This window comes from Clostridium mediterraneense (genome assembly GCF_900091705.1).
GTDB lineage: Bacteria > Bacillota > Clostridia > Clostridiales > Clostridiaceae > Sarcina > Sarcina mediterraneense.
Genome location: NZ_LT594785.1, coordinates 992,116 through 1,004,996, shown reverse-complemented (window position 1 = coordinate 1,004,996; position 12,881 = coordinate 992,116). Strand labels below are relative to the sequence as shown.

At 27.7% G+C, this 12,881-nt stretch carries 11 protein-coding genes; 1 reads left to right on the top strand and 10 read right to left on the bottom strand.

The window, feature by feature from the left end:
• Positions 1-2 precede the first annotated feature (2 nt).
• The 9 genes from BN8917_RS06850 to deoC all read right to left on the bottom strand — a co-directional run bounded on the left by BN8917_RS06850 (position 3) and on the right by deoC (position 9,583).
• Positions 3-2,522 carry a P-type ATPase actuator domain-containing protein gene (locus BN8917_RS06850; protein WP_066872380.1) on the bottom strand — a complete coding sequence of 840 codons (2,520 nt, stop codon included), beginning with the start codon at positions 2,520-2,522 and terminating at the stop codon, positions 3-5.
• Positions 2,523-2,671: 149 nt separating this feature from the next.
• Positions 2,672-3,028, bottom strand: a complete 357-nt coding sequence (gene spoVAE / locus BN8917_RS06845; RefSeq protein ID WP_066872377.1) for a stage V sporulation protein AE — start codon at positions 3,026-3,028, stop codon at positions 2,672-2,674.
• Positions 3,028-4,056, bottom strand: coding sequence for a stage V sporulation protein AD (gene spoVAD / locus BN8917_RS06840; protein ID WP_066872374.1), 1,029 nt, complete (start codon positions 4,054-4,056; stop codon positions 3,028-3,030). The genes spoVAE and spoVAD overlap by 1 nt, the downstream gene beginning before the upstream one ends.
• Before the next feature lie 3 nt (positions 4,057-4,059).
• Positions 4,060-4,533 (bottom strand): stage V sporulation protein AC, encoded by a 474-nt coding sequence (gene spoVAC / locus BN8917_RS06835; protein ID WP_066872371.1) that lies wholly within the window; start codon positions 4,531-4,533, stop codon positions 4,060-4,062.
• A gap of 164 nt (positions 4,534-4,697) precedes the next feature.
• Complete coding sequence (gene sigF / locus BN8917_RS06830; protein ID WP_066872368.1) at positions 4,698-5,453, bottom strand: RNA polymerase sporulation sigma factor SigF; 756 nt, start codon at positions 5,451-5,453, stop codon at positions 4,698-4,700.
• Positions 5,454-5,463: 10 nt separating this feature from the next.
• Positions 5,464-5,895, bottom strand: a complete 432-nt coding sequence (gene spoIIAB, locus BN8917_RS06825) for an anti-sigma F factor (RefSeq protein WP_066872364.1) — start codon at positions 5,893-5,895, stop codon at positions 5,464-5,466.
• 19 nt (positions 5,896-5,914) lie between these two features.
• A complete protein-coding gene (spoIIAA, locus tag BN8917_RS06820) occupies positions 5,915-6,250 on the bottom strand; it encodes an anti-sigma F factor antagonist (protein WP_066872361.1) in 336 nt (111 codons plus the stop codon).
• Between the two features lie 151 nt (positions 6,251-6,401).
• Positions 6,402-8,669, bottom strand: coding sequence for an AAA family ATPase (locus BN8917_RS06815; RefSeq protein ID WP_066872358.1), 2,268 nt, complete (start codon positions 8,667-8,669; stop codon positions 6,402-6,404).
• A 239-nt stretch (positions 8,670-8,908) separates the two neighbouring features.
• Positions 8,909-9,583: a deoxyribose-phosphate aldolase gene (gene deoC / locus BN8917_RS06810; RefSeq protein WP_066872355.1), complete on the bottom strand. Its 675-nt coding sequence runs from the start codon at positions 9,581-9,583 to the stop codon at positions 8,909-8,911.
• A 273-nt stretch (positions 9,584-9,856) separates the two neighbouring features.
• On the opposite strand from deoC, the gene BN8917_RS06805 reads away from it, so the two are divergent.
• Positions 9,857-10,261 carry a hypothetical protein gene (locus BN8917_RS06805; protein WP_066872352.1) on the top strand — a complete coding sequence of 135 codons (405 nt, stop codon included), beginning with the start codon at positions 9,857-9,859 and terminating at the stop codon, positions 10,259-10,261.
• 54 nt (positions 10,262-10,315) lie between these two features.
• Here BN8917_RS06805 and BN8917_RS06800 read toward each other — a convergent pair whose 3' ends face one another.
• On the bottom strand, positions 10,316-12,850 hold the full coding sequence (locus BN8917_RS06800) for a cation-translocating P-type ATPase (protein WP_235830026.1): 2,535 nt from the start codon (positions 12,848-12,850) through the stop codon (positions 10,316-10,318).
• Positions 12,851-12,881: the final 31 nt, after the last annotated feature.

Sequence of the window (12,881 nt, the reverse complement as noted above, 5' to 3'; positions counted from 1 at the left end):
AATCACCCTAGTAAGGATTTTATCCATTTTTTATGAATAAATTCATAGATTATAAAAATAGTAAAAATAATTAATAGTATACTAAGTTTGTTAATTATATTACTTAAATCTTTTAAATAATATATTGTACTAATTATTAATAATCCACTATTTAATGAAGCTATAATTTTTAATACTTTACTCATACTTTTAAAGTTCTTAACTTCAAGTAATTTTTCAATAACAAATTTAAAATATAAAAGAGAGAATCCAATTATAGAAACCTTAATATCTTCTTTAAAGATTATCATGGCAAATACAATAATACCAAGCCCTAAACCATCTTTTAATAGAATCTCTTTAGTATTAAAATTACTATTCCTATTAGGATTAAAAATATCCATTAATCCAATTAAAGCTACTAAAATAATATTAAATATATAGAACATTAAAAATCTAATACTTGATTCATTAAATACTAGATAACTAATTATAATTAAGCTTAATTCCATAAATAGCACTCTCTTAAAGAAGTTTAAAGCACACTCTTTTTTATAAGCTAAATCTTTACTAACATTCATTATTTCTATAAATTTTTCTAAAATATTCTCTCTTATATATACATCAGATATATCTCTTAAAAGCTTTGCAGGTTTTCTACCTTTACTTATTCCTATATCAGACAAAGAAATACTTGGAATATCAGCTAAACTTTCCCCTATACTTGAGATTTTATATGATTCTGCAAATAAAGATATTATTTTAGTTTTTATTTCTGGAGTTATCTTACACAATATTTTAACTCTAGATAAAATATTTATAAGTTCCTTTTTATCTAAAGATAAAATTTCAATCCCTGATATTACTTCATCCATTCCTTTAGTTAAACCTAAAGATATTCCAAGTCTATTTGCTACAATCTTATTATCCTCCGTTATTAAAATAGGATGTACTTTTTGAGATTTAATATCTCTAATTAAATCAATAACCATATCCTTGATAGGATTTTCAAATCCTATAATTCCAACAAAAACAAGATTACTTTCTATATTTTCATCTTCACTTGGTTCATATGTAAAACTTCTATATGCAAAGCCTCTAGTTATTAAAGCTTTATTAGATATATTAAAATCTATCATTCTTATTTTCTCTATATCATTTATAGTAATTTCTCTTTCTATTCCATCAATCATTATAAACTTACATTTTTCTAAAAGCTCATCTACATTTCCTATAACATTTGCCCTATATTGAGACTTAGCTTTATTAACACTTGTACTAACTCCCTTATCAACATCATATGTAATATTAAAAATACGTGGATATTTAGAATTTATAGTAGTTTTAAAAATTCTTTTCTCAGTAGCAAAATTCATTAAAGCTATATCTACTAATTCACCTTCATATCTATTTTCTTCCCTTATAAATTTAGCTTCATTATTTAAAAGTGCTATATCTAAAATCCTATTTATGTTTATATCATTTAAATCTATACTATCAATCTTATCTATTAACTTTTCTGAAGTATATAGAGTTTTAACTCTCATTTCCTCTTCTGCTATTGATCCTATCTTATCTAAAAATACTACATTTATGTCTTTTGCATAATCTAGAATCATCATATTATTTATATCTATATCTTTCTTTGTGAAATCATATCTTTTTACTAATTTAAATATATAAAGAAGATTAATAAATCTTACACTAGCAATTAAAAACCACATATTTGAAATAACCACTAATTTATCTTCCCTATTAATAAGTAAAATTCCTATACTTAAAATTAAAGCAAAAATAATAATAGGTTTTTTAAAATTACTAATAGCTTTTTCATTATCTTTAGCTATCTTATTTCTTCTCTCTTTTAATTCCTTAAAATATCTTAAAATCCTTGAAAACTGAGTATTTTCACCAACACTAATAACTACTCCTAGCCCGTCTCCATCTTCTATTCTACTTCCTCTAAAAGCTATATTATTAAAATCAGTTAAAGACTTTGCTCTCTCACTTAACTTAGCACTATATTTTTTAATAGCTAAATCTAAACCTGTTATATTTCTTTCATTTATACCAAGCTTATTACTTTTAATAATTCTAATATCTGCTGGAACAATACTATTTTTATTTAAAATTACTATATCACCAACAACTAACTCTTCAGTTTTTACTATATCCTTAACTCCACCTCTTATAACTTTTATATCAGAATAATTAATATCTGATAAATTTTCTATTTGCTTTTTATAATCATTTATTTCAATATATCTAATTATAAAAATACTTATTAAAATCATAATTAAAATAAAAGTATTTATATATTGTTTAGCTAATATAGTCAAAAATATAGAAAATAAAATTAACCATATAGATTTACTCTTAAGCAAAGTAAAAATACTTTCTTCCTTTTTTATTGAAAAATCTATTTTATTACTTCCAAATTTTTTTGAATTTATCTCTATATTTTTATATGATAACCCTCTCACTTTATCACTATTAAAGCTTCTTATAATCTCATCACAACTTAAACTACAAAATTTCCTCAAACCTGTCCATCCACCATTCTATCTCTTAATTACCAGCTTGATTATATTACTTTTTTTTACTATTGTCACTATATTTTCTATTAAAGTTCTTTAATACAATAAAAAAATACAAACAATTAAATGTCTGTATTTTTCTAATATAATTAAAATTATTTTGTTTTAGGATTAAAAATAAGTGCCATTATATATCCAAAAACTACAGCAGCTGTTATTCCACCAGCTGTTCCAACTGCTCCTCCTGTAAAAGCTCCTAGAAAACCATATTCTCTTACAGCTTTCATTACCCCTTTAGCAAGTGATAATCCAAAACCAGGTATCGGAACTGTAGCTCCTGCTCCACCTAAAAGAGCTAACTTTTGATAAAGTCCTAAAGCTCCTAAAATAGTTCCTATAACAACAAAAGATACTAAAACCTGTGCTGGAGTTAAATTAGCTAAATCAATAAGAAGTTGCCCAATAACACAAATAAGGCCTCCAATTATAAATGCCCATATATATCCACTCATTATTTTTCTTCCTCCTTCATATATTCTATAGCTACTGCATGAGCTATTCCTGGAACACTTTCTCCTTGTAAAGTATAAGAAGGACTAAGTAATGCACCTGTTGATATTATTAAAACTCTTTTAAAATGACCACTTAAAAGTCCTTTATATATATATGAACAACTTATTACAGCTGAGCAACCACAGCCACTTCCACCTGAATGAGTTTTTTGCATTTCTTTATCATAAATGACATCTCCACAATCAATAAATTTTTGTCTTATGTCATATCCATATTCTAATAAAAGTTTTTCAGTCATTTCTTTTCCTATTTTTCCAAGGTCACCAGTTGCTATTAAATCATAATCATCTTGAGATCTACCTGTATCTTTAAAATGTTTATAGATAGTATCCACAGCTGCTGGTGCCATAGCAAGGCCCATATTTTCTGGATCTTTTATACCATAATCTTTTACTTTACCAGTAGTTACATGAGTTACATAAGGGAAATCTCCTTCACTACCTAATAACATTGCACCTGAACCTGTTACAGTCCATTGAGATGGCTCTTTTCTTTGCGCACCATATTCTAAGGGAAATCTAAATTGTCTTTCTGCTGATGAAAAATGTGAAGAAGTTGAAGCTATTGAATATTTAGCATATCCTCCATCAACCATAATAGCTGCAAGCCCCAAAGATTCAGTCATTGTAGAACATGCACCATAAAGTCCTAAAAAAGGTATATTAAAATCTCTAGCCGCAAAATTTGCAGAACCTGTTTGATTAAGTAAGTCTCCTGCAAATAAATAATCTATATCTTCTTCCTTAAGTCCACCTTTTTTTATAGTTTCTTTTATTGCTGTATACATAAGACTTGTTTCAGCCTTTTCAAAACTTTCCTTACCATTTTTATCATCACTAAGAGTAATATCAAAATAATCCCCATATGGTCCTTCTGCCTCTTTTGGTCCAACTACACTAGTAGTTTTTAATATTTTAGGTTTATTAGTTAAAATTATTGTTTGTTCTCCAATTCTTTTAGTTTCCATAAATTAAACCACCACCCCTAGTCTTAATAATATATAATAAATAATCCCTACTACTACAGAACTTGATATCCCATAAACTAAAACTGGTCCAGCAATAGTAAACATTTTTACACCAACACCTGCTATAAAACCTTCACTTTTAAATTCAATAGCTGGTGAAACTATAGCATTAGAAAAACCTGTTATAGGAACTAAGGTTCCAGCCCCTGCTACACTTGCAATCTTATCATATACTCCTATACCAGTTAAAAGAGCTCCTATAAATATCATTATTATAGGTAACCATGTAGCAACTTGCTCTTCTGGAATATTGTAACTAAGTAATATTTTTCTTATAAATTCCCCTACAAGACAAATAACTCCACCAATCCAAAAAGCATTTATACAATTTCTAAATACTTTTGGCTTTGGTTGTATTTCATCTTTAAGTTCATTAAACTTTTTCTCTATCTTCTTCTCACCTTTATCTTGTTTCATAAATCTCACCCTCTTTTCTTAATCTAATTGTATTTAGTATTTATCTTATTAAGATTATTATTCAATTTCACGATTATTTTAATAAAAAAATAGCTCTTAAATAGTTATTACTACTTAAAAGCTATTTTAAAAATAAATATATATGTTTTCTGTCATATCCATATTTAGTCCTCTTTTAATTTATCCTTAATATTAACAAGTATTTTTTTCTCTATTCTTGAAACCTGAACCTGACTTATTCCTAGAAGTTTTGCTACCTCACTCTGAGTTTTATCTTTAAAATATCTAAGCAAAATTATTTTTCTAGATTTATCATCTAAAGTTCTAATAGCTTCTTTTAAAGCTATTTTCTCTATCATATCATCATTCTCTTCTAGATTTTCACTTATTTTATCGATTAATAAAATTGGTGAACCCTCATCTTGATGTATAGTATCATGAAGATAATGCATATTATTTACAGATTCCAAAGCAAATAAAACTTCTTCCTTATCTATTGAAGCATAATCTGCAAGTTCTCCTACAGTAGGCTCTCTACCTAAATCTTTAACAAGAGCTTCTTTATAAAAATATAATTTTTGAGCCATTATTTTTACATTTCTACTAACCTTTATTATTCCATCATCTCTTAAAAACCTTTTAATTTCACCAAGAATCATAGGAACTGCATAAGTAGAAAACTTTACATCATATGAATTATTAAAATTCTGTATAGCTTTAACAAGCCCCATAGAGCCTAATTGAAATATATCTTCATACTCATATCCTCTATTCAAAAATTTCTTACATAATGAAGATACTAATGGAGTATTTATTTCAACTAGCTTATTCATAGCATCTTTATCCCCTTCTTGAGCAAGGGTTATGAGTTCTTTATTCATATCATAATTAGGCTTTTTATTGATATTAGATACTTCCATATTCATTCACCTATTCTAATTCTCTTAGTTTTTTCTTCATTATTACTCTAGTTCCAACTCCACTCTGACTATCTACTTCTAGTCCATCCATAAATGTTTCCATAACAGTAAAGCCCATTCCTGAACGTTCAAGATCTGGCCTTGAAGTATATAATGGTTCTTTGGCAAGCTCTATATTCTCTATACCTTCCCCCTTATCCTCAATTAATATCTCTATTTCTTTACCTTCAATCCTAACTTCTATTGCAACAATCTTACTCTCATCATTTCCATATCCATGTATTATTGAATTAGTAACAGCCTCTGAAACTGCTGTTTTTATATCTGTTAATTCTTCTATAGTTGGATCTAACTGAGCTATAAATGCAGCTACTGATACTCTAGCAAAAGCTTCATTTTCAGACTTTGCTAAAAATTCTATTCTAACCTTATTTTCTTTCATTACTTAATCCCCCGCTCTTTTAAAGATTTTCTACTGCTTCATTAACATTTGGATAAACATTTATTATTTTGAACATACCTGATAAATCAAAAATTCTCTTTATACTAGGATTAACTGAAGCTATAGCAACCTTTCCACCTCTCATAGAAACTCTTTTATATCTCCCAATAATAACTCCTATACCTGAACTATCCATAAAGCTTACAGATGAAAAATCAAAAATAACTTTTTCTATTAATTGTCTATCAATTCTATCATCAATCTTTACTCTCACTTCCTCTGCACTATGATGGTCTAACTCACCTGAAAGCTCTACTATAAGAGTTTTAGCCTTATTTTTAAAATCTATATACATAAGGATTACACCTCCAATTTCAAATAATCTTTTTCCATATTTTAACATATTTATTTTTATGAGTCAACATAATCAATTTATTGTTGCATATATTTATAAGTTATAAAAAAAATAAAATGGATACTTTAAAATTAAAGCATCCATTTTTATCCTACTTATATTTTGCTAATTCTATATTTATAGCCGTAGCGATATTTTCTAAAGTATTATTATTTCCACTCATTAAAATTTCCATAGCATCACTTATATCTCGCATAGTATATATATGAAACTCACCCTTTTCTACTGCTTCCTCAATCTCTTTACAAAGGATAATTTCATTTTTATTACTTTCAGGAATTAAAACTCCTTTACCTATATGAGTATCTAGTACATTACAAATATTAAAGAAACCTTCTATTTTTTCATTTACTCCACCAATAGGTTGCACTTCCCCAAATTGATTTAAAGATCCCGTAACTGCAATAGTCTGTCTTATTGGAATTTTACTTAAAGAAGAAATCATTGCTATAACTTCAGCAACTGATGCACTATCTCCATCCAAACCACCATACATCTGTTCAAAACTTAAATGAAAGTCTACTGGTGTTGTCTCATAATTATTTAAATAATTATTTAAAAATCCCCTTAATATATTTACAGACTTATTATGGATTGCTCCACTCATATTACTTTCTCTTTGGGTATCTATTATTCTTCCAAGACCTTTATAAACAACACAAGTTATTCTTATAGGCTTACCAAAACTTAAATATCCATTATCTATAACAGCAAGCCCATTAACACTACCTATAATATTATCATTTATATTAAGTAGTATTTTTTTATCTAAATACATCTTTTGATACTCAGCCTCTAACGGACTTCTTTTATAAGCTATTTCTCTAATATCACTATCATTTATTTCTACTTTTTTATTTCTTACAGCATGATTACTAGCTAGAATTAAATTTCTTTCTAGCTCATCAACATCCCAAAATATTTTATTTCTATCCTCTGCTTTCCTTGAAAGATATTTTCCTATCTCATTAATTGCCTTATTCGAGAGTGGTAAAATTTGCTTTTCTTTTACAAGGGTATCTATATAATATTTCATAGTTTTCTTAATTTCAGAATCTATTTTGACTAAAGGATTAAATTCAGCTCTTACTCCAAAAATTTTAGCAAAATCCTCATCATTATTATATAAGACATCATAGCTCTTATAATCCCCTATTATAATAACCTTCACATTAATAGGTATTGGCATAGGTTTTAATCCATTTAAAGATAATAATTCTAAATAACCTCTATCATAATCAAAACTTACCCTACCATTTAAAAGAGCTCTTCTTAAATAATAATAACTACTTTGATTTGTTAGTAAAGAATTTAACCTAAGCACAATACAACCTTCATTAGCTTTAAGAAGTGAACCTGCTTTTATTAAAGATACATTTGTTGAGTAAGCTCCATTATGATTTTCATATTCTATACCACCAAAAAGATTATTAATAGATGGGTCTTCTTCAAATATAACTCTAGGATGCTCTACCTTACTATTATCTACTAAAATATTAACTAAATATTTTGAAATAATTTCAGCTATTTTTTCTTCATCATCCTCATATGCCATAGAATATATATCTACAACCTTATCTTCTATACTTTCACAAACATCTAAAAGATATTCTTTAGCCTCATCTAATTCCGCAAACTCTTCTATAATATCTTCCTTTAAGTCCTCAGTTTCTTCTATTATATAAGTTCTAAAAATATCTTTTAATCTATATATAGAAAGGTCCTCCACCTCTTTTAGTTTTTCTAATATGTCCTCAGCTCCATCTTTCAATTTAGCCATTTTTTCAATAAAATCCTCATCTTCACTCTCTAAAATAGTTTCATCTTTTTCATCTTCATCTATAGGAATAAAAGTTAATCCTGCTGTTGTAGCTTTTAACTCAAACCCCTCTTCTTTAGCTGAATCTATCAATTCTTCTATAAAATTATTTCTCTTTCTACTAACATCATCTATTATTTTTTCCTTCTCATCATTTATAGAAGAATTGTAAAAGCTATAAATCTTGCTAGAATACAGCTCTTTTATATTTTCCACCTGCTCTTTTAGTTTTAATCCATAACCATTTTTAACAATTAAAACCTTAGGTTCTCTCTCATTGTCCAAGGTGGCATAGCAAATATCATTAGGCTTTTCTCTTTCAAGCATTATAGTACTTATGCTTTCAACCATTTCTTTTATTTTTTTATTAGAAAAGCTATCTACTAAATAAACATTAAAGCCTTCTTTGTCTATATTTAAAGCTTCCTTTATTGTTTTATAGACATTATTACACTCTAAGATATTCTCTTTATTTAATTTCTCTTCTACTAAAAAACTAGTGTTGTAGATTATTTCTCTTGGAGTTAACTCTCTTTTCATAATTTTCTACTCGAAAAACTAAATCTACTAAAAGATTTTAAGTTTGTTAGAGCAGCTCCCTCCTTTAAAGTAATATACTATATTAATATTCTAATTTATACATTTAGGGAGCATTTTAGTGTAATTTTCTATAATTTTATTTTCGACAAACTTCATAACTAAAGTAATCCTAATTATATTTAATAAAAAAGACTATATCTAAATTAATTTAGATATAGTCTCTAAGTATTTTCTATAAATTAATAATCTGAGCTTGAAACTCCGCCTTCACAAATTGTTATTGATGATGAAGCTCCTATTCTTGTAGCACCATTTTCTATAACTGCTTTAGCATCTTCAAAACTTCTAACTCCACCTGAAGCTTTTACTCCCATATCTGGCCCAACAGTTTCTCTCATTAATTTTATATCTTCTGGAGTTGCTCCTCCTGTTGAGAATCCTGTTGATGTTTTAACAAAATCAGCCCCTGCTTCTTTTGAAAGTTCACAAACCTTAACCTTTTCTTCATCAGTTAAAAGACATGTTTCAATAATAACCTTTGTAAGTGCCTTTCCTTTAGCAGCTTCAACTACTGCTTTAATATCATTTTTTACATATTCATAATCTTTATCTTTAAGTCTTCCGATATTAATTACCATATCAACTTCATCTGCACCTTTAGCTATTGCATCCTTAGTTTCAAAAGCCTTAACTTCTGAAGTATTTGCACCTAAAGGGAAACCTATTACAGTACATACCTTAACTTCACTACCCTTTAGCATCTCTGCCGCTAATTCTACATTAGCTGGATTAATACAAACTGAAGCAAATTTATATTCTAACGCTTCCTTACATATTTTTTCTACTGATTCTCTTGTTGCATCTGCTTTTAATATAGTGTGATCTATCATTGATGCTAATTGTTGTTTGTCCATGTTTCAGCCTCCTATGAGTTAATATATACTATACTTTATTATAAATCAGTTATACTAATTAGTCTACCCTCGTTTAATTAAATTATACTTTATTAACTACTTATTATATTTGTCTACATTTTCTTAATATTTTAAACTTACTTCCTCTAAATTACTTGTTTAAAATAAGTTTTATAAATGTAATCGATATGTTATAATATTAGATATGTTTAATGTTTAACATAAATTGCAATTATTTTTTTATTATATTATTAAGTAAAAAGGAGTATTAGTATGGGATTTAAAGAAAAATTATCCAAATATTACACTGATTCATATTTAGAAAAGTACGGAGATAGATTAACTCAATTTCAAGGAAGTGTTCTTTCAGTTAAATTAGAAGAAAAAACTATACTTTGGATATTCCATAAACTAAGTGTAACTTTAATGGTTAGACCTGATAGAAGCAGAGTTATATCAAAATGTGTTTACAATAAAAATAAATGGTTTAAAAAAGCTACATTTGTTCCAGTAAAACAAGGAAACAATGTTATTATTCAAGGTCTTAAGACTGTTAAGGATGGTAAAGAATTCATAGAAATTAGTAATGTGCTTAATCTGACAATTAAACAAGATTTAGTTCCTGTAGATCATTCACAATTAAAGAAAACTAGACAGCAACAAACAAGAATGAGATAAAAAAAAGAACTGTTTAAAATAGCAAAACTATTTTAAAGCAGTTCTTTTTTCACTCTATTTTTTTCTAACTTTGATAAGCAAATATAAGCTATTTATGAATGCTATTATTGATGAGAAGAAAATTACATAAAGCCAATGCTTAACTCCAAGTGGTACTGTATGGAATATTGATGCAAAGAAAGGAATATATAAAATTGAACATAACATTGTTATAGATACTAATACTGCTCCAACTAAATAAGGATTAGTAAATAGTTTTATTTCAAATATTGAATGCCTTTCTGATCTACATTCAAATACATGTATAAGCTGAGACATTACAAGTGTACTAAGTGCCATTGTTCTACAAGTTGCAATATCCATCTTATAATACATTCCCACTAAGAATGATAATAAAGTACAAATTCCTATTAAAGCTCCTCTTATAACTATCTTTTCAGTTAATCCTCTCGCAAATATACTTTCATTTTTATCTCTAGGTCTCTGATTCATTATATCCATATCAGCTGGGTCTACTCCAAGGGCAATTGCTGGAAGCCCATCTGTTGCAAGATTAACAAATAAGATTTGTATAGGTAACATTGGTATTGGTAGTGAAAATAAACTTGCTAAAAACATTGTTAAAACTTCACCTATATTACAAGATAAAAGATATCTTATAAATTTTCTTATATTATCATAAATACTTCTACCTTCTTCTACAGCTGCAACTATTGTTTGGAAGTTATCATCCATTAATATCATAGCTGATGCTTCCTTAGTTACATCTGTTCCTGATATCCCCATAGCTACCCCGATATCAGCTTCTTTAATTGCTGGAGCATCATTAACTCCATCTCCTGTCATTGCAACTATATTACCATTTTTCTTAAATGCTCTAACTATTCTTAATTTATGAGTAGGTGTTACTCTTGCAAATATTCTAATATTTTCAACTTTTGCTTTAAGTTCTTTATCACTCATTTTTTCTAATTGTTCACCAGTAATAACTTGTGACTCAGAATTAGTTATGCCAAGTTCTCTTCCTATAGCATAAGCAGTGTTTTTATGATCTCCTGTTATCATTACAGGTTTAATTCCTGCAAGTTTACATTTAAGTACAGCATCTTTTACTTCTTTTCTTGGAGGGTCTATTATTCCAACAAATCCTACAAATATAAGATCAGACTCTAAGCTTTCATTTTTTGAAATACCTGATTCTTTATAAGCTCCTCCAATACATCTTAATGCTCTTCTACTCATATTATCCATAGCATCTGCTATTTGCTTTTTCTTTTGGAATGTAAGAAGTTTTACAGTTCCATTTTCAAGTATATGAGTACATTTATCTATTAATCTTTCTGGAGCCCCCTTAACATAGGCTACTTCTCTACCTGCTTCTTTAACTACAACTGACATCATTTTTCTTGATGAATCAAATGGTATATCAAAAACTCTATTTATTCCTGCTGTTATTTTTTCAAGTCTTGCTACATCTTTAAAATAAAGTTTAATAAGTGCTGTTTCTGTTGGATCTCCATGTAAAGCTTTCTCTATATTAGTTTCTGAGAAATCATAACTACAATCATTACAATAAACAAAACTTTTCATAAGCTTATTGTTTTCTGGAACTCCATCTTGATCTACTTTAAAGAATCTTCCATCAACAAAGACTTCTTTAGCAGTCATATTATTTTGAGTAAGTGTTCCTGTTTTATCACTACATATAACAGATGTACATCCTAAAGTTTCAACTGCTGGTAATTTTCTTACTAGAGCTTTTCTATTTAACATTCTTGATACCCCAAGAGCTAATGCAACTGTAACTATAGCTGTAAGTCCTTCTGGAATAGCTGCAACAGCAAGACTTACTCCTAAAAGAAACATATCTCCGATAGGATTTCCTCTTATAACTCCAAGAACTGTAACTAAAGCACAAACAATTAAACAAGCTACAACAAGAACTTTTCCAAGTCCCTCTAACTTTTCTTTTAATGGAGATTTTTCTACTTCTATATTATCAAGCATATTAGCTATTTTACCCATTTCAGTATCCATAGCTATTTGATTAACTTTTAAACAAGCTTTTCCCTTAATTACTGTAGTACCCATAAAAGCATAATTACTACCTCTATTTATACTTTTAGTTACTCCTACTGATTCTCCTGTAAGTATTGATTCATCTATAACAAAATTGTTGCACTCTACAATTTCTCCATCTGCAGGTATTCTATCTCCAGCTTCTAAAATAATAATATCCCCAATAGTTACTTCATTTGCATTAATTACTTTAACATTATTATCTCTAAACACTTTACAAGTTGGTGATGCCATAGATTGAAGTGCATCTAACGATTTTTCAGTTTTAAATTCCTGAATAAAACCTAATATTGCATTTAAAATAACAATTATACAAATAGTTATAGCATCTGCTGTATCTCCCATAATTCCTGATATAACAGTAGCTCCAAGCAAAACCCAAGTTATAAAATCATTAAATTGAGATAAAAATATTCTAATTGGTGATATCTTATTTTTCTTTATAATTTCATTTAATCCATATTGTTTTTGTCTTTTTTCAGCTTCTGCAGTTGTTAATCCTCTTAACATAAGCTTTTCATGTTTTAAATTTTCCACCTTA